11 protein-coding genes are annotated in these 19,417 nt (G+C 33.4%); 7 read left to right on the forward strand and 4 right to left on the reverse strand.

What is annotated here, in order from left to right; genetic code table 11:
- Nucleotides 1-11: 11 nt before the first annotated feature.
- Complete coding sequence (locus ES675_RS07930; RefSeq protein ID WP_066247852.1) at nt 12-527, forward strand: hypothetical protein; 516 nt, start codon at nt 12-14, stop codon at nt 525-527.
- Between the two features lie 72 nt (nt 528-599).
- On the opposite strand, the gene ES675_RS07935 is transcribed toward ES675_RS07930, so the two are convergent.
- Nucleotides 600-1,505: a M23 family metallopeptidase gene (locus ES675_RS07935; RefSeq protein ID WP_066247854.1), complete on the reverse strand. Its 906-nt coding sequence runs from the start codon at nt 1,503-1,505 to the stop codon at nt 600-602.
- Nucleotides 1,506-1,797: 292 nt separating this feature from the next.
- Between ES675_RS07935 and ES675_RS07940 the strand changes: the two genes are divergently transcribed.
- The 4 genes from ES675_RS07940 (at nt 1,798) to ES675_RS07955 (ending at nt 7,896) form a co-directional block, all read left to right on the forward strand.
- On the forward strand, nt 1,798-3,108 hold the full coding sequence (locus ES675_RS07940; protein ID WP_066248106.1) for a DEAD/DEAH box helicase: 1,311 nt from the start codon (nt 1,798-1,800) through the stop codon (nt 3,106-3,108).
- A gap of 117 nt (nt 3,109-3,225) precedes the next feature.
- Complete coding sequence (locus ES675_RS07945) at nt 3,226-4,326, forward strand: alkene reductase (RefSeq protein ID WP_066247856.1); 1,101 nt, start codon at nt 3,226-3,228, stop codon at nt 4,324-4,326.
- A gap of 86 nt (nt 4,327-4,412) precedes the next feature.
- Nucleotides 4,413-5,462 carry an NAD(P)-dependent alcohol dehydrogenase gene (locus ES675_RS07950; protein ID WP_066247860.1) on the forward strand — a complete coding sequence of 350 codons (1,050 nt, stop codon included), beginning with the start codon at nt 4,413-4,415 and terminating at the stop codon, nt 5,460-5,462.
- A 1,633-nt stretch (nt 5,463-7,095) separates the two neighbouring features.
- On the forward strand, nt 7,096-7,896 hold the full coding sequence (locus tag ES675_RS07955; protein WP_066247865.1) for a hypothetical protein: 801 nt from the start codon (nt 7,096-7,098) through the stop codon (nt 7,894-7,896).
- A gap of 598 nt (nt 7,897-8,494) precedes the next feature.
- On the opposite strand, the gene ES675_RS07960 is transcribed toward ES675_RS07955, so the two are convergent.
- Both ES675_RS07960 and ES675_RS07965 read right to left on the reverse strand, forming a co-directional pair.
- The gene (locus tag ES675_RS07960; protein WP_148367360.1) at nt 8,495-11,650 is read right to left on the reverse strand and encodes a metallophosphoesterase; all 3,156 of its coding nucleotides are present in this window, start codon (nt 11,648-11,650) and stop codon (nt 8,495-8,497) included.
- Nucleotides 11,651-12,083: 433 nt separating this feature from the next.
- Nucleotides 12,084-14,381 (reverse strand): S41 family peptidase, encoded by a 2,298-nt coding sequence (locus tag ES675_RS07965; RefSeq protein ID WP_066247872.1) that lies wholly within the window; start codon nt 14,379-14,381, stop codon nt 12,084-12,086.
- Nucleotides 14,382-14,562: 181 nt separating this feature from the next.
- On the opposite strand from ES675_RS07965, the gene ES675_RS07970 reads away from it, so the two are divergent.
- Entirely contained in the window at nt 14,563-18,063 is a 3,501-nt protein-coding gene (locus ES675_RS07970; protein ID WP_082985843.1) for a CHAT domain-containing protein, read from the forward strand.
- Nucleotides 18,064-18,268: 205 nt separating this feature from the next.
- On the opposite strand, the gene ES675_RS07975 is transcribed toward ES675_RS07970, so the two are convergent.
- On the reverse strand, nt 18,269-18,592 hold the full coding sequence (locus tag ES675_RS07975) for a hypothetical protein (protein WP_066247877.1): 324 nt from the start codon (nt 18,590-18,592) through the stop codon (nt 18,269-18,271).
- Nucleotides 18,593-18,747: 155 nt separating this feature from the next.
- On the opposite strand from ES675_RS07975, the gene thiE reads away from it, so the two are divergent.
- A complete protein-coding gene (thiE, locus tag ES675_RS07980; RefSeq protein WP_066248108.1) occupies nt 18,748-19,416 on the forward strand; it encodes a thiamine phosphate synthase in 669 nt (222 codons plus the stop codon).
- The last annotated feature ends 1 nt before the right edge of the window (nt 19,417 follow it).

Raw genomic sequence — 19,417 nt, forward strand, 5'->3', positions numbered from 1 at the left:
ACTTTAGTATTATGAAAACGTATGTAATTGGTTTACTATTTCTAGGCTTTACCAACCTAATGATTGCTCAAAATGATTTAGCCGTTCTATCAACGCCTAATCCAACAGTCTATTCCAAAACCACTAAATCGGTTAAGAATCTAGATTATTTATCAACCGTATCCAAATTGGATATATCTAAAAAGGTATTAAAGCTTCAGGATATTGTAGCTCATTATAATATCAAAACTCATAAAGTTTATAACCCGAAAAGTTCAACAACATACACCGTAAATTTTAAAGAAGGGGAGAACAGTCTGTCTGCTATATATGATAAAAATGGAAACCTATTAAAGTGTCATGAACAGTATCAAAACATCAAATTACCATATGTATTGAGTTCTGAAGTTATTAAAGCCAATCCTGGTTATTCCTTAAATGAGGTGTATTGTAATATAGAATATACAAAAGATCATGAAACGGATATAAAATACCGCGTTGTTCTTAAAAATGGCAAAAAGACAAAAACTGTTATTTTGGATTTGTAAATAAAGCTTTTAGCAGGTAATAAATTTGAGGTGAACTCCCTTATTAAATAAGTTTGCCTCTTATTTTTTACTTTAATTTACAATTACTTTTTGACCAATTTTTAAAGTCGCATTTTTATTAATCCCATTTAATTTACACAAAGCCGCAAGACTCATGTGGTTTCTGGAAGAAATACGTGATAAGGTATCACCTCGTTTAACAATATAAACGGTTTTTGGTTTGTTGGCTATTGCTATTGCTTCAGATTCAGTAGTTGGCACATCTATAGTACCTTTACGCTTGCTATTATGTAATTCTGGACGCGTCATATCTCGCGTAATCCAAATTTCATTATTAAGAACTTCGTTTGAATCATTAAATTGAAGTAAATATTCTGGATTAATTTGAATTCCTTGATAGCTCACTTCTAAATGTAAATGACTGCCACGTGCATTACCAGAAGTACCACCTTTTCCTAAATAACTACCAGCAATAACAGAATCATTTTCTTTTACACCATAACTCGATAAATGTGCATAAGCTGTTTCTAAACCATTAAAATGACGAACGACAACTGAACGACCATGACCTGAACTATAATTTGCAAAACGAACCACACCATCAAACATAGCAAAAAGACTATCGCCTGTTACTAAATCAATATCAATACCTCTATGTGCACGACCTTTTCTCCAACCATAGCGAGAAGTAATCACTTTATTTTTGGAAATAGGTGAGACGTAATTAGAATCGTTAAATTGTAAGTGAATAGGGAATTTGATGTCCTTGCCATAATCTACACGAATTTTACTAGTATCCCAATAATCCGTTGTAATATCAACAGCGTCTTCAGCTTCTTTAACTTCATAGGTTTCTAATAAATCGTGACTACTGGCCACGAAATTAAGAAGGTTTGGAGACGCATCTCCAGGATTAATAATTTGACCAAAGCTATTGGAAGCTAGGCACAAACAAATAAGGGCAAAAAATGATTTCATAGGTTACTTTGTGCTATTAAAAACCTGTTAACGTTTAAATTTGCATATTATTATTTTGCAACGTCCGAAAATAAAAAATAAATCGATATAAAATCATAAAATTTTGTTAGAGTTTCGGGTTGCTGATATATTTTTATTCAAATCCCTATCTTACTGAAAATCAAAGGGAATAAAACGAAATGAAAGCACTATAAATTTAGGTGTATGAATAAAGGAATATTAATTCTTTACTATTAAATTCCATATCCAATATAACAGTCGTTATCTTTGGCGCTCTAAATAAATGATTACCATGGCCAATTCCATAAAAGCACAACAAGACATATTAGCAAAATTGCATATTACCACACTTAATGATATGCAAGAAGAAGCCTTATTAGCCATTGCCAATGCTGAAAATACCGTGCTTTTATCGCCAACAGGAACTGGTAAAACAGTGGCTTTTTTATTACCTACGTTGGCGGAATTGGATGCGGATTGTCCCAACGTGCAATTACTAATTTTGGTACCATCGCGTGAACTTGCTATTCAAATAGAACAAGTAATCCGTGAAATGGGAACCGGATTTAAAGCCAATGCCGTTTATGGTGGCAGGCACTTTTCAAAAGATAAAATTGAACTGGCTCACACACCAGCCATCGTTATTGGAACACCTGGTCGTGTGGCTGATCATTTACGGAGAGAAACCTTTTCTGTAAAAGATATTAAAACCTTGGTTCTAGATGAGTTTGATAAATCGTTAGAAATTGGTTTTGAAGGCGAAATGAGCGAGATTATTGAAAGCCTTCCGTATATAGAAAAACGCGTGCTAACCTCTGCTACACAAGGATTAAAAATCCCGATTTTCGTTGGGCTCACCAATGAATTGGTGATTGATTATTCAGATTCGGAATCCTCCAATATTCAAATAAAGAAGGTGATTTCACCTCAAAAAGACAAACGCAATACCTTATTAGATTTACTCTATGATATAGGCAATAAACCAGGGATCATATTTTGTAATTATAAGGATACCATTCAATATGTCAGCGACTTTTTAAACAGTCAGAATATTGCACATGGTTGCTTTTATGGTGGTTTAGAACAAATAGATCGGGAGCGTGCTTTAATTAAATTCCGAAATGGAACGCATCAAATTATCATCGCTACAGATTTGGCAGCTCGTGGATTAGACATTCCAGAGTTGAACTATATTATTCATTATCAATTACCACTAAAGGCTGAAGAATTTACCCATAGAAATGGACGAACCGCTAGAATGAATGCTGAAGGAACCGCGTATGTGTTGCAATGGGAAGATGAATATTTACCAGAGTTTATTGACACCAACCACATTGTAAAACTGAAAGGGAATCCTAAAAAGCTGGAATCCGGCTGGGTAACACTCTTTGTTTCAGGAGGACGAAAGGATAAAATTTCGAAAGGTGATATTGCGGGTTTGCTCTTTAAACAAGGCCATTTAGAAAAACATGAATTGGGTGTTATAGAATTAAAACAAGACTGTGCTTTTGTAGCCGTTCCAAAAAAGAAAGCTAATGCGGTTGTTGAAAAGACTAATAATTCACGTTTGAAAAAGAAGAAAGTGCGGATTACTATCTTGTAATATTATTCCATAAATCTTAAGGAAAGTTTAACAGGCTTCATCTGTTTATAGTCAGTGTTTGTGTGAATTGCTTTGTATTTTTGTAAAACAATACATATCTAACTTCACAAGACATTTATGACCATGAAACAAGCCTTATTAGAACCTTATAAACTGAACAATAGTATTACCTTAAAAAATCGCGTGGTTATGGCACCCATGACGCGGAGTCGTGCTGATAATCCAGATAAAGTTCCTACTCAAGAATTAGAAGCAACCTATTATGCGCAACGTGCTTCGGCTGGATTGATTATTACAGAAGGCTCACAAGTTTCAGAGCAAGCGGTTGGTTATATCCATACGCCTGGAATCCATTCCCAAAAGCAAGTAGCAGGGTGGAAGCTGGTTACTAAAGCGGTTCATGATCAAGATGGTAACATATTTATACAGCTGTGGCATGTGGGTCGGATGTCGCATCCTGATTTTCATAATGGGAATTTACCTATAGCACCTTCCGCTATTAATCCGAAGGTGCAATCCTTTACACCAACGGGTTTTAAAGATACGGTTACGCCCAAAGCTATGACACAAGCCGATATTGATCAGACCATTTTAGACTTTAAAAATGCAGCAAAAAATGCCATGGATGCTGGGTTTGATGGTGTTGAGATTCATTCGTCTAATGGGTATTTATTCCATCAGTTTTTTAGTACTACGTCCAATATTAGAACCGATACCTATGGTGGCAGTATTGAAAATCGGGCGCGTTTTTTCTTTGAAGTTCTGGACGCTATCAAATCGGTTATGCCTGAAAATAGAATAGGAGTTCGCTTTAATCCATCTGCCCATAATCTGTTTGGTGTAACGGTTAATGAAGATACCATACCGACATTCGATTATATTATTACTAAATTAAATGACTACGATTTAGCATACGTGCATTTATCCGAACCGTTTAATGATGTTTCAGACGTGCCTTATGCGGAAACAGAAATTGCCAAACGATACAGACCGATTTACAAAGGTACACTCATGATTAACACGAATTTTAAGCAGGCGAGTGGTAACGCGGTTTTAGAACGTGGTGATGCTGATTTAGTCGCCATTGGAAAACCTTTTGTTTCAAACCCGGATTTGGTGGAGCGTTTTGAGCAAAACTTGGAATTAGCCAAATGGGATGCCGATACATTTTATACAACCGGTAAAAAGGGCTATACCGATTATGAAAAAATAACATAAGTTTAATACGCGAAATTTAAAAGTTCGTCTGTTGAATAGTACCTTGTCTATTCACAAAAAAATAATACAAAACACATATAAAAGCTATGAAAGATACTGTAAAAGCCTATGGTGCCACGAGTGCCACAGCCAATTTAGAACCAATGACCATTGAACGTCGCGACTTACAAGCTGCCGATGTCAAGATTGATATATTATATAGTGGTGTTTGCCATTCGGATATTCATACCGTAAGAAACGATTGGAAAGGTTCCAATTACCCGGTTGTTCCTGGTCATGAAATTGTAGGTCGCGTTACAGCCGTTGGGAGTGACGTGGAAAATTTTAAAGTTGGTGAATTAGTTGGTGTTGGTTGTATGGTAAATTCCTGCCAAACGTGCCACAGCTGCGAGCATGATTTGGAGCAGTTTTGCGAAAATGGTGCGACATTTACCTATAATAGTCCAGACCCTCATATGGGTGGACAAACTTACGGAGGTTATTCAACATCTGTGGTTTGCGATCAAGAATTTGTATTGCGTGTTCCAGAAAATATTGACCCAAAAGGTGCAGCACCATTGTTATGTGCAGGTATAACCACGTGGTCGCCATTGCGTCATTGGAAGGTAAAGAAAGGTGATAAAGTAGGTGTGATTGGTTTAGGAGGCCTTGGACATATGGGTGTGAAATTCGCCAATGCTTTGGGTGCTCATGTGGTGATGATAACAACTTCGCCAGAAAAAGCGGATGATGCTGAACGATTAGGTGCTCATGAGGTGTTGATTTCCAAAGATGAAGACGCGATGAAAGCTCATGCGAATAGTTTCGACTTTATTTTGAATACCATTCCAGTTGGCCACGCTATGGATCCGTATTTGAGTTTATTGAAAATAGATGCGACTATGGTTTTAGTTGGTGCTATTGAACCGATGAAGGAATTTAATGGCGGAAGTTTGGTTATGGGACGTAAACGTGTTGCTGGATCCTTAATTGGTGGGATAAAAGAAACCCAAGAGATGTTAGATTTCTGTGGTGAGCATAATATTGTTTCGGATATTGAAATGATTAACATGCAAGATATTAACGATGCTTTTGAACGTGTTACTAAAAACGACGTGAAATACCGTTTTGTAATTGACATGGCGAGTTTGAAATAGAATAAGAATAAAGGGATGTTTAACCACATCCCTTCATTCCAGAATATTCTATTTTACATAATATAAATTATAGGGCAAATGTTATTATGAGTAAAATAGCGAATAGAACCTTTTTCAGGTTCTATTTTACATAGTTACAGATATAACGTCTTTAGACTTATATCGGTAGTAATTATGTAACAGCTATTTTGCACTATTCTTATTATTTAAGTACTCACTGATTTATTGATTTATAATAGATTCTTATAATTGCTGTATTCTGCATACTTGTCCGTAATTTTCTATATACGCGATTCTCATGCGATGGGTTTTTAGGGTGTTTTGTAGTGGTTTTATTTGATGACCCGAATTGGACCCGAATTAAACCCGAATTAAACCCGAAGGAAACCCGAATTAGACACGAAGGAAACCTTACGGAAACTATTTTGCTATTTCAATTCGTCCATTTCTATTTATACATGCTGTTTTTCTATTGGTATTCGTAATGTGCTTCGTAGTTCACTGCGTGACGCTTGCCTTTTTTTTGAGGTTAATATGGATTGTTAAATTACGTTAGTTCTTAACTCCCTTGTATTGTCTGGTTTACTAAAGCTTGGCAGCTCACTATTAATTTGGATGGTTTATTTTGTTTCGTTCATTTTATTCATACGTTATTATTATCTATTGGTATTCATGATGTGCTGCGCAGTTGCCTTGATGCAAAACGAACCAAAAGATCAAAACCGTTTTAAGGAAATATTCGTGCGTTAATATTTTTTATTTGAACTCATGATGTGCTTCGCAGTTATTCGTGCGTTAATATTTTTTATTTGAACTCATGATGTGCTTCGCAGTTCACTGCGTGACGTTCGCTTTTTTATTTTCGCTACTTTGGAATGTTAAATTACTTTGGTGCATAACTCTTTGGATATGGATAGTTAACTTTATTTCGTTCATTTTGCCTTGATGCAAAACGAACCAAAAAATCAAAACCAATTTTAAGGAAATTACTGCGTAACGCTCGCTTTTTTCTTTAGATTATTTTGGATTGTTCACCAGTTTTTGTTCATAACTCCCTTGTTTTGGATGGTTTACTTGAGCTTGGTAGCTCACTATTTCTGAAAATGGTTGGGGAAAGTGATTGATGTTTTGTTAGGTTGATGGGAATTCGTGAATGCTTTTCATTAATTTTTACATGGTTGGCTCCTCCTCTATTTTTGGTTTGTTGGTTTGGTGGTTGTTGGTTTTTGTTTGGTATTTCTGACAGATTTGTGGCATTTGAGATATTATGATTTTTATGAGATATATATTTTGTAATCGGCTGTAGATGAGAATATTATAAAATTCTGGTTGAATTTTGGGTGTTTTTTGACGAATTGTATAATTTTTAGGTATTTTATTGATAATCAGATAATTAAAAGTTATAGTGATTTAAAAATATTTTTTATATGTTTGATTTCCAGACTGGTAGTGTGTAGCGATTCGCGAGGTTGCTTATTACTGTTTTGGGATATCGATATGTTATTATTCTCTCTCTTAATTAATTTTTAGCCCTCATTACTATGTGGGAATTAGATGGTTTGTCTGTTCCTTTTTATTAACCAAATTGTGTTGCACTCTATTGCCTGTGCACACAGTTCTAAAACTTTTAATTATGGCAAGAAATAAATCATTTATTAAACTGGACGGCACCCTGGATGGGTTGACGTTTTACAGACAGAATGGCGAGAGTTTGGTAAAAACCAAGAGCCAAGTGAGTAAAAACCGTATTATGCGTGATCCTGCGTATAAACGAACGCGGGAAAACATGATGGAATTTGGAGGTGCCGCCCGAGCTGGTAAGGCTTTTAGGGATGGGTTTGCCAATATGGTGAAACTGATGGGCGACTCGTATTTGAGTGCGCGTGTGAGTGGCCTAATGAAACGCATTAATAGCACTGGTGCCGGGAAACGTGGCGAGCGTGATATTGATGTGGTTGCTATGCGAGATATGTTTCGCGGCTTTGAATTTAATAAACAGCTTCCTTTTAAAAGTGTGTTTTATGCGCCTTATACGTTGCCGGAGATTGATCCCGCTCGTGATTTGGCGAAATGGAAAGTATTGGACTTTAATACGGATGCTTTTATTACGGCTCCTGAAGGTGCTACGCATTTTAAATTGGTACTGGCTGCTGGTTATGTGAGTAATTACAGCTATGAGGCTGCAACCAATACCTACGAACCGGTTGATGAAACTGTTAATGGGCTTGGTGGTACTGATACCAGTGCGGCTATACCCATTGGAGGCATGGTTGGTGGTGATACCACGCTTACTGTTGATTTGACTGCCTTGGGTGCTATTCCTGTTACTTCTGCACTATTTGTGAGTATTGGTATTGTATTTTACCAGGAAATTAACACGGACCTTTATGAGTTTGCGCAAAGCAATACCATGAAGGTTGCGGTTACTGGATAAAGCCTTTTTTTTTTGTTCCTGCCTTTGGTGGGATGGTTATGAAAAACCTGCTCTGGATGTTCTGGAGTGGGTTTTTTGTTTGTTTTAATTTATAGTATGGCGTAGCGTTTGAGTTTTTTCTTAATACTATTTAGGAATATTAATGACTTTTCTATCGTGACTCTTTTGATTTTGGATTGTTTATTATACTATGTTCATTTTGCCTTGATGCAAAACGAACCAAAAAATCAAAACCCTTTAAAGGAAATTACTGTGTAACGCTCGCTTTTTTCTTTACGTTATTTTGGATTGTTAAATTACTTTCGTTCGTAACTCCCTTGTGATGGAAGGCTTAGATTGTTTTGAAGCTCAATATTTCTGAAAATGATTGGGGAAAGTGCTTGATGTTTTGTTTGAGTAATTTAATTTGGGGAATTATGATTGTGGTGGTTTTTGTTTTACCAGGAAATTAACACGGAACTTTATGAGTTTGCGCAAAGCAATACCATGAAGGTTGCGGTTACTGGTTAAAGCCTCTTTTCGATTTTGAGGTGTTTTGTTCCTGACTTTTAGCGAATGTTATAATATTGATTTATCAAATTTTATAATGTAATTAAATTTACCCAAACATATTCTTTTTTGCAGTTATATAAGAATTAATCACCTTTTGCTTCATTTTATTAGGCATATTTAATTCCTTCATTTTTAAATCAGAAATCATGTCTAAATATAAATCCTCATTTGGACTTCCATCTCTTGATCGTCTATAGTAATAAAAAATTAATTTATATAGAGTGTAATCTCTTACAGGATTATTCTTTAATTGTTTTATTAATTTTTTATAATAATCGGGATAGTTATTACCTTGAATATCTCCATATAAAGCTACAGAAAAAAATAATTCTAGATCACTATTCGTAAATGATTTACCTTTTAAATCTGATTCAATTTTAGAAAGAATAACCTTTGCCAATTTAGGTGTACCTACCCATTTGGACATGCCTGATTGCACATGTAATGGTAAATTTACGAGTGTTCTTTGGACACTAATATTTGTTGATAATGTTGGGGGTAATTTTTTATGCTTTAAAATATAATCTATAATGTGTTCACGATATAAAACAGTCCAAATTAAAGTGTATTTAATTAATGAAGAATAAATCTCTTTCTTCAATTTAAAATCTTCTACTCCTTCAGAATTTCTTAAAACTACTGACATCAAAATTATAAGTGACTCTAGATTAATGTTTCCATTTTTTTTGAGTATTTTTCCAGGTTCAGTAATTTTTGATAATCTCCGATTTTGAAATTCCTCAATCATTTCTTCAGATGGCCTATTCTCTTTAATTTTAGAAATTTCAGTAGTTTTTGCAGCTGAAATAAACTTAATGTCTTGACTATCGTCTTTTTTAAATTTAACAATAAAAAATCTATCCCATTTATTTTCAATTTGTGGGAAAACATGATCCGTTTTACTAAATTCTATTTTAAACCTATTAAAAATAGTATTTAATAATTCTTTATCGCTTCTCACTAATCCTGTATAATAATCAATCTCTGGAATATATTTACAATAGTTTTCTTCTGCAATAACATAGTCTTTAAAATCATTATTAAATTCCATTCTTTTGGCCAAGAAAAAGTGAAAAAAACACGATTGCGAAAATTTTATTCTATTCCCATGATATTTAGTAAAAAGTTTTCTTCTTATGAAATAATCAGCAATTTTATCAGTTTCATAATCAAAACCCACTTTAGCTAAATAAGTTTCAATTACTTTAATATAGTCACTATAAAGCAAAGAGTAATTTTCTTCCCCAACAACTAACATTTCTTGAGCTATATTTGCCAGCAATTGTAGTTTATTTGTAAAGTCAAAAGAGCCTCTATAAATATTATCTTGATTTAATTTTTCAAGTATAATTTCTATATATATATCTAAAAGGACAGCATTATTTATTGGCTTTCTGTCCGAATGTTCTGTACTCCATAGAAAAAGAGAAACTGACATTGCATTGCTTGGTAGAGAAAAAGAACTGAAATCACTAACTATTTTATCTAACCTACTCTCCATTTGAATATTATCTTCATTTGGAATCCAAAGTTTAATAATTGATTTTATTTCTTTTGATCTTAAATTTTGAATAAAAAGACTTTTAAATGGAATTTTGCAATATTCTACATAATCAATTGGAGGAACTCCCGAGGAAATATCTCCATCACCTGATGCAATAATTTGTACATTTGAATTCTTATCTAGAAAAGCTTCTAGTTTTTTAATTTTATCTATGTTATTACCATTGTCCTTATAATTCAAATTATCAACTAGTAAGACAATATTGTTATCTATTATTAGCTGATTTAATTCTAGTGTACTAAAAGATAAGTAATCTTTTAGTACAGTTTCAATTTCTTTATTCCCAATTTCTTCTAAATTGAAATATATCGGAAGTTTTCTTGTATATTGATATTCATCAACAAATTCTCTTACCAATCTAAAAAGAAGAACTGTTTTTCCACTTTCTTTGTTTCCGAAAAACATTTGATGATAATTAGCCTTTACTATCTGGTTTATATTAACTTCAGGAGTTTTATCCTCTTCAGAAAGAGATTTACCAAGAGTAATTGGTGGCAAAATGAATGCATCTTTAATATCTGAAACATTTATATCTACTTTAACCCCTATCATACAATCATTCATAAATTTATAATGATTGTCTTTAATATTTTCAAGGCCTTTATTTATTAGACTTAAATTTTTTTTCTTCTGTTTATCTGGAATTTCTTGACAAAACTTACCGTCGTCTGTGTTTCCAGAATCTGTATTAATAACATAATCCTTTTTATTATGGTTATATCTAAAATATTGTGCACATATTTCTTTCTCATTCAATTCTATATCTATTACCGTAAATCCATTGGAGTATTTTCTACTATCATCTCTAATATCACTAATACCTGAAGGTGCTAGATTCATAAACAACGTTCCAGTAAATCCTGTACTCATTGAAGAAATTGTTTCATGAGAATCACCAAAAAGTAAGATATCATAATCTTTATGAAGATGATCTAAAATCAATTTAGCTTCGACTGGCGATAATAAATCTATTGGATGATGAACTAATGCCACTTTAAAATCGGTAGAATCAATAAAGTTAGTGTGTTCAATTAATTGATCTTCACCTATTAAAAGATTTCCCTTATCATTTTTATCATAACATCTCCATGCTGAATTTAAACATGCAATACCAATTTTTTTATCATTAATGCTATCAATTATAAAAGAAGAACCAAACATGGTTATTTTATGGGGTGATTCAATATCTTTATATAATTCCTTTTCAAAATTCTTATAAGGTATCATTCTCTTCATACCGTCATAATTTTCATTCTTGACAGCACTTTGCATAAAATCAGAAATGTTGTCAGGCTTATTAAAATAACTTTTACTACCCAATTCATCTCTTTCTGAATCTTCACCTCTTACGATATCATGATTACCTGGGATAATTAAAAATTTATTTATTGGTAAATCTAAAGAGGTTATTATTGGTGATATAATTTGTTCTTTAAATTTTTCGAATGCTTCATTTACAGAGCTAAATTCAGCCCCTCCTATATTGATTAGGTCTCCAGTGAAGGCGATAAAAGTAATTCCGTGTTGCTCATTAAGACCTTCTAACTTTTTCAGCAATGCCTTTTTAATATAATTATTCCAATCTTTTAAATTTTTTGGATTTATATGGAAATCGGAAAGCTGTATTATTCGAATCATAATTTAATAGGTAATTTGTATTCAAATATAACTTTATTTATAACGATTTGAAACTCTAAATTATTAGAATGTTTTACAAGTAATTAACAAAATATCCCATTCCAATTCTCTCCCCCCTATCGTCGCTTCGTAATAAGCATGTTCAATTAACTTTGCAAAAGGAGCTATTTAGAATAAAATTTCAATAGAAATGACTCGAGTTCATTAACATCCAAAAGGCCATATTTTATTCCCATTTCCCACCTAAACCATTTACAGATATCCATGATTATACCGAAACTCCAATATATAATGTAAGGGAGTTCGGCAACAGAGCTTTAAAGATAAACAAGGATTTGCATAAATTACCAAATAGAATCATTTGTAGATTCTATTTTATATTCTACTGAAATGACAGTATCTTGAAATTGGTAGTATTTAAATAAAATAGAATTTAATCTTCAAAAATATAGTCTAACAACAAATCATTTTTTTCTAATCCGTTATCTAATGTCATCGGTATGATTTTATCTGGAACAATCCCTTTGTTTAGCGGCAATTTTGGAACATGAACAGATTCCCGTTCTGTGCCTATTTGTAAAGCTAGTTTTGTGTTTTTTAGTGATGGGACAGCTCTACCAGGATGTGTGCTGTAGGTGCCTCCTGTTTCTTCGCCTAGTATAGTGGCTAATTGATTGTGTTTTACAACGGCTAACATTTGTGCGGTTGCCGAGGCCGAACGACCATCTGTAAGCATATATATTTTACGATTACTACTGTTATTGGTGGTTTGGGGTTTTACGGTTATGGGTCTGTTTCTGCTTTTGTTGAGCTGATTATCTTCATAAAAATTAATTTCTTTATCAATCATATAGGTGAGTATATATTTTGTGCATTTTGGGTTTCCACCTCTATTTCCTCTTAAATCAAAGACCACCTTTGTTATGTTTTCATCTTGTATTTGTTTCATATAGGTATCTATGGTCTCCTTAAAAAAATCAATATTTTCCCTGCCTGTTGGGAAATAATTGAAATTCTTAATCTTGATGATAGCGGTTTTCTTTTCATTATTCATCACTATGCCTAATCTTGGCGTATTGGTGATGTCTACTTTATAATTAGGAGCCGGTTCGTCAATTAGAAAGGTTGTTTTAATGTCATTTTCGGCATTATACGGCTTAAATTTTATGTTGTATTCTGAAGCAAAACCAAAATAACTGTGGTAATAGTATAAAAAGTTCACATTTAAATCGCCTCTATAAAAATTTTGATTGAAGGCATCTGCCGAGATGGTTGTTTTTAGTATTTGATATATGTTACTGGATGCGATTCCGTTAATTTCTAAAATTTCAGAACCTGCGTTCATTTCTGTATTTTCGACACAATTGTTTAGGGCATACATTTTTTCATCTTTAAACCATACGATTAGTGGTAACCAATACTTTTGAGGTGTTCTGAAAAAGCGCGTATCAACCATACGCGTATGTAAACAGCCTAAACTTGTTACTATTGGCGCTATTACTTGATAAAATTCTGTAACCGTCATGGAATCTTTTAATTTACGGCGTTGCGTGTTTACCAGGTTTTCATAGGATGCTTTATCCGTGAATTGAAATTGTGAGGGATGGTCTTTTAAGGTTTCTAATACTTGATTAAAATCTTCGACTAGCTTTTCTTTTTCAATCTTGGTATTGAACTTGTTCAGAATAGTGTCCGTAACGGTTTCAATTGGTGTTATATGGTATAATTCGGTTTTTAAAAGTTGTACTGGATTATCTTGGTCGTAGATATATTTTATGCTTGTAACGCCTCTCCTACTCTGTATTTTGTTATCGATATCATAACTACTATACGCGATTAGATTCCCTATGCTGTCAAATTTATATTTTGAGTAGGCATCATTACTCCTTATATCCACTTTGTAGTTTCCGTTTAAACCAACGGTGGCGTATTTTAGACAATTTCCATTGGTATCATAGGTTGCGAAACCGCCAGCTGTTCCTAAAAATGAACCAACTGCTGGTTGGTTTTCGGCATTGAAAAACTTAAAACGTATGAGGTTCTTATTTTTATCATATATGGCTTGATCGATGGCGATTCCTGTTTCATCATTTACGAGCTCCATATTTTCATTGACGTTGTTCATGGATTGTAATAGGCCATTATCATTGAATTTGTATAGTACGTTATAGAATTTATAATACGGACGCATAGTAACCTGTACGCCAGTTACATCTTTTCTGGTTTCTAATACTGCATTGTTGTTTATGTGTTTCCAGGTATATTCAAAAATATTCCAGCTGTTATTTATAGGTTCCTCATTTTTGTTGTAATACGTTAAACCTATTCGTTTTCCATTTTTATTATAGGCATATACTTCTTTAAATACACCCATGCCATTGGTTGTTGGTTGATTATCAGCATCAAAAAACAAGCGTGTTTCTGTGTTTTCAGAATATCCTATTTGCGTTTTTGGAGCCAAGGCTCTTTTACCATCCAGAATACCGCTTCTGTTTAAGTCGATTAGATTTTGGGCGTATTTATATTCAACGGCGACTAATCTATTTAGAGAATCATAGTCTAGCTTAAAATGATTGACTTTTTGGGCTTCCGTTTCTGTTAATGGGATTCTTCCTTCGGTTTTGGAAAATGGTGTTTCACGAAAAATAAGGTGTTTAAAATAGGTTGTGCTTTGCGCTATTGCACCTAAACCACAGGATAAAAAAACAAGCGTTAAGAGAATATGTTTCATAGAATTAGAAATAAGATGAAAACAAATATAACTAATTATTTAGTTTGAACTAATGTTTTAGTTTGTAATATCCTTTCAAGTACATAGCGTCTATACTCCATTTACTACCTCCATTTATTATAATTTGGTTTAAAAAAGATATGTATATTGAAAGCTGTATTGAAATTAATGTAACGCATATATGATTTTACAGAGATATAGGAGTACGTATTTAGGTTTCCTTTTAGTTGCATTCATGTTATGTTCTTCAGTGGCTATGGCTCAAAATGATTGGGTTTCTTTTGTAAATGATGCACGTGCTGCTGTAGAAGACGAAAATTATGAAAGTGCTCTTGAACTCTACACTGCCTCATTATCCCATGTTCCAAACGACTATAAAAATTCAGAAGACCATGCTTGGTTATATTTAGATATTGGGGCATGTTATGGACAATTAGATAATAGTATTGAAGAAGAAAAAAATTATGATTATGCTTTAGAAATTGCTTTGGGAATACCTGATGATGTTCCATTGCTATTAGGTAGTATTTATAACCATCTTGGCGTGTTTAACGCTAGAAGACAACACGAAGAAAAAGCCATATCCTATTATAAACTAGCCATCCCCTATTTAAAAACAGCTGGATATATGAGTAGAAGAAATGCGCTTATGGCTATGAGTAACCTTATTAATAGTTATTTAGTGCTTGACAATAAGGACATGGCACTTGAAACCATGAGAGCGTATTATGTGTATGTAGATGAAAGTTTATATTCAAGACCTGATATTTCGATGACACTTTACGAGTTTGGGAATTTTGCCAAAGCGCAAAAAGATTATGAGTTAGCAAAACAATTTTATGATGAATTAGCCGATATTGGAAGGGGCAAAAAACCTGGTAACGATTTTATACATTATAATTTAGCCAAATTTCTTACGGCAGAAATGGATCGTAAACTCGGTAATTATTGGAGCGCTATATATGATCTGGGCCTTGCTGCTGACTATGTAAAACACTATTATTCTGAAACAGATTCCAGACTACTAGGTATTTATAGATTATTGGCTTTGGTGCACGGTGATTATTATGAACCTGATCAATCGGTTATTTATTATAATAAAGTGCTTGATCTTTTAGCCTTGCATCAACCAGAAGATATAGCTATAAAGGAACAAATAACTATGCAGTTACGTATTAACATGAGTCTTGCAGGTGATTTTCGTGGTGCGTTACAGCTAGAACTAAAGGAACTGAATACCAAAATAGAACGTTTAGATTCAACAAAAATTGAAACTCTAGAAATGTATTTAGATGTTGCTCAAATTCATATAGACCTACAAGAATATAGAGCTGCATTGAACGTTCTTAAGGACCTGTCTAATCATCCAAAATATAATCAGTTAGAGGAAACCAAATCAACGAAGATATACCATATAATGGGTATGATTGCGCTTAAACTTGAACGTTTAAAAAATGCTGAAGTTTTCTTTTTAGACATCATTGAAAACTCTAAAGATTTAGAATATGATATGGTCAGTACGGTTGATGCGCTTAATGGTTTGGGTGAAATATATATGAAATTAGGCAATTACAATAAGTCTAAAAAATATTATGAAACAGTTATTGAAAGTTCATACAACAATCTGGGTTATGATTTTGAATATGAAAAGAAAACTGCAGCTATTGGTCTTGCTGATATTTATCTACACGAAAAACACTATGATAAAGCGATAGCTATACTTAATACGTGGGTTTACAGAAAATCAACTATTCCACACAATCACTTTTATAAAGGTAAAAATTTTATGCAAGGCAGATTGTTTACCAAATTGGCAGAGAGCTACCTTAAAAATAGTGAACGAGATCAAGCCGTTGTAGCTAATGACAGCGCTTTAATTTTTAAGAAAAAATCACACAGTGAAGACCATTTAGAGTTTGTGCCAAACCTTATGATAAGCGCTAAAGTTGCTAGTTTGCAATTACAATTTGATACAGCTCAGCAAATAATAACCGATATAAAGGCATTACAAAAAAAACAGCTCGACGAAAATTCATTAGATGTTATGAATACGTTGTTGCTCTCCCAACAAATTGCTTTTGCAAATAACAATAGGGCATTAATGCAAACGAATGCTAGGGTTTTAAAAGATGCTTTACTAATATTTACAAACACCATTTTTGAATTCAAGTCTGAAGAAGAAAAAAAACTCTTAATTGAAAACACCATAAACCCTATTAAAAATATCCTCATAGAAAGTGCCGTTATATTAATTGATAGTGCATATAGTATTAATACCATTGCTTTTGAAATTACACAATTCTATAATGGGATCATTTTATCTAGAAGTAAAAACATTCTTAATAAATTACAAACACTTGAAGAGGATGTTGTAAATAATAGCATTGATTATGTTGCAGAACTTAAACTTAAAAGAGTCGAAAAAATCGCAGCTAACGCGCCTAAAGACGAAATTGCTCAGATAACAACAAGTCTTCGCGAGTTTGAAAGTAAGCTCAACGAGTTGTATTATATAAAATTTCCGACAGAAAAAAAACCTTCTAATCTGTATAGTGAAATAACATTGGCTAGTAACGAGACCTTGCTTTCCTTTGCGCAATATTTAAACACTAATAATGAGACCAACTATGTGTGCTTTATAATTAATGCGAATAAAGCCGTACCTAAAATTATTCCTTTATTTACTGAAAAGGCATTGGCAGATGTTTTGGCCAAAAGTGTATCGGAAAACATTAGGTATTTAAGTAGAGACGGTTCTACTGGAGAATCTCTTAGGCCTAAATATGGAGCTGAATTATATAATATGATCTGGAAACCACTTGAAAAAACTGGGTTGTTACAAAAAAACATATACTATATACCATCTGGTCTACTTAAAACAATATCATTTGCCGCATTACCCGTAGAAGAAAACATACCACTTATTCAATCAACAAAACTTTATCAGCTTACAAACGCATCAGAAATAAATAATATACCTACTGAAATTTCAGAGATGAGCGGACTTTTAATAGGCGGTATTAATTACGATTCTCAATCAACTGTAGGCGCTAACAGTCCTTGGCCCTATCTTCCGGGAACCAAAACAGAAATTAATAACCTTGAGGGTATTTTTGAAAGTTCGACTACAGTGGTTGCAGACCAAGCAACTGAAGTTAACTTTGTAACGACAAATCATAATAAGCATAATATTATTCATATTGCTAGTCACGGTTTTTTTAATAAAAAGACAGAGAATACAGAAGCTTCCATATTTGAAAAAGATCCAGACCCTATGATGCGTTCAGGTTTAGTCTTTGCTGGAGCAAATACATATTGGGATACAGCTAAATTTACCACCAATCAAGATGGCATATTAACATCTTTAGAGCTTTCAACCATGAATCTTTCTGCAACAGACCTTATGGTAATGAGTGCCTGTGAAACAGGTTTAGGTGATATTGAAGGTTCAGAAGGTGTTTACGGTCTTCAGCGTGCTGTTAAAATGGCAGGTGTTCAGTCTATTTTAATGAGTTTATGGGAAGTGCCAGATTTAGAGACTTCAGAGTTCATGACACTGTTTTACAAGGACCTCGCAATCACAAAAAACAAACACGACTCTTTTATAAATACCCAGCGGTCTATGTATGAATTACATCCAGATAACCCAGATAAATGGGCTGCATTTGTTTTAATTGATTAACAAGATCTGCACTTAAAACATTATTTAGTTGAAATGAAATGAAACCTGTTTGCTATGGAGACTAAGGCAAGTTTCACTAAATGGGTTTAAACTAATATAGCTAACAAAGGCATCCATAACGAGTTGGAAGATTTTGAAACCTTAATTAGCAAGGACATGAATACTATTAGTTTAGTGCCTTACCCGAAAAGTAAACATTAAAATTTTAATAAATACCTGCGCCTGGATTTCTATACTTCTTATTTATTTTTTTGAATTTTTCATTCTCAAAATTTAAAAAATTATCGTTATCAATTATACTGTGAATGGTATCATTTTCAATAATAATTTTTAGAATTCCGTTATTTTCGATTGCTGGGTGTTTTACGGTATCGTTTATGTTCACTGTGTAATTATCACCATCGGTTGAAATCACTATAATTTTCTCATCATTTTGGATGCTTACCCATTTTCCTTTAAATCCGTTCTTTTCATGTTTACAAGAAAAACAACTCATAACAACCAGTACTAGAATCAGTTTCTTTATCATTTTATTAAATAATTTGGTTTGGTATAGCTAATTAGTATCCATTTTTTATGAAACGTTACATTGAATTGAAAGCAACAATCCTAAAAGGCTTTAATTATGCCCAATTTTCAGACAAAGTATTTACCTTGCAAACATATTCCAAAAACAACACTCACATGATCATACCCAAACTCCATTATATATCTCAAGGGAATTCACCAGCAGAACATTTAGAAAATATCCAAAAAGCCTGTACGTCTGGTGCTGAATTGGTGCAATTGCGGTTAAAGAATTTATCTGAAAAGAAATATTTAAAAATAGCTCAAGAAGCTCGGGAGATTACGTCTCGTTTTCAAACGCGCTTGATCATCAACGATCATTATAAAATAGCCAAAGACGTGAAAGCCGATGGTGTGCATTTAGGACAAACCGACCACTGCCCTACTGTTGTTAGAAAACATTTATATACGTGGCAACTGATTGGCGGAACGGCACATACCTTGGAAGATTGTGAAACTTTAATTAACAAAGAAGTTGATTATATTAGTTTAGGACCTTTTAGATTCACAAAAACTAAAACAGATTTACCGTCTGTTTTAGGATTAGCTGGTTACGCCGAAATACTAAAAAGCTTGAACACCGAAACACCTATTATTGGTGTTGGTGGTATAACAACAAATGACGTTACGGATATATTAGAAACCGGAATTTCTGGAATTGCCGTTTCTGGTGCTATTACCGCCGATTTTAATTGTATAAAACTGTTTCATGAGTTACTTGCGGCATCATCAACAGCAGAACAACGCCATACCTTTGGCTCCAACACAGATTCAAAACCAACTTAAT

Source organism: Algorimicrobium algoritergicola (assembly GCF_008086165.1).
Lineage (GTDB): Bacteria > Bacteroidota > Bacteroidia > Flavobacteriales > Flavobacteriaceae > Algorimicrobium > Algorimicrobium algoritergicola.

What these genes read in the sequence shown, in the direction of transcription:
- ES675_RS07960 (WP_148367360.1), bottom strand. Translation starts at nt 11,650, where the DNA reads ATGATTCGAATAATACAGCTTTCCGATTTCCATATAAATCCAAAAAAT.
- ES675_RS07940 (WP_066248106.1), top strand. Translation starts at nt 1,798, where the DNA reads ATGGCCAATTCCATAAAAGCACAACAAGACATATTAGCAAAATTGCAT.
- ES675_RS07930 (WP_066247852.1), top strand. Translation starts at nt 12, where the DNA reads ATGAAAACGTATGTAATTGGTTTACTATTTCTAGGCTTTACCAACCTA.
- thiE (WP_066248108.1), top strand. Translation starts at nt 18,748, where the DNA reads ATGATCATACCCAAACTCCATTATATATCTCAAGGGAATTCACCAGCA.
- ES675_RS07975 (WP_066247877.1), bottom strand. Translation starts at nt 18,592, where the DNA reads ATGATAAAGAAACTGATTCTAGTACTGGTTGTTATGAGTTGTTTTTCT.
- ES675_RS07955 (WP_066247865.1), top strand. Translation starts at nt 7,096, where the DNA reads ATGGCAAGAAATAAATCATTTATTAAACTGGACGGCACCCTGGATGGG.
- ES675_RS07945 (WP_066247856.1), top strand. Translation starts at nt 3,226, where the DNA reads ATGACCATGAAACAAGCCTTATTAGAACCTTATAAACTGAACAATAGT.
- ES675_RS07935 (WP_066247854.1), bottom strand. Translation starts at nt 1,505, where the DNA reads ATGAAATCATTTTTTGCCCTTATTTGTTTGTGCCTAGCTTCCAATAGC.
- ES675_RS07950 (WP_066247860.1), top strand. Translation starts at nt 4,413, where the DNA reads ATGAAAGATACTGTAAAAGCCTATGGTGCCACGAGTGCCACAGCCAAT.
- ES675_RS07965 (WP_066247872.1), bottom strand. Translation starts at nt 14,381, where the DNA reads ATGAAACATATTCTCTTAACGCTTGTTTTTTTATCCTGTGGTTTAGGT.
- ES675_RS07970 (WP_082985843.1), top strand. Translation starts at nt 14,563, where the DNA reads ATGATTTTACAGAGATATAGGAGTACGTATTTAGGTTTCCTTTTAGTT.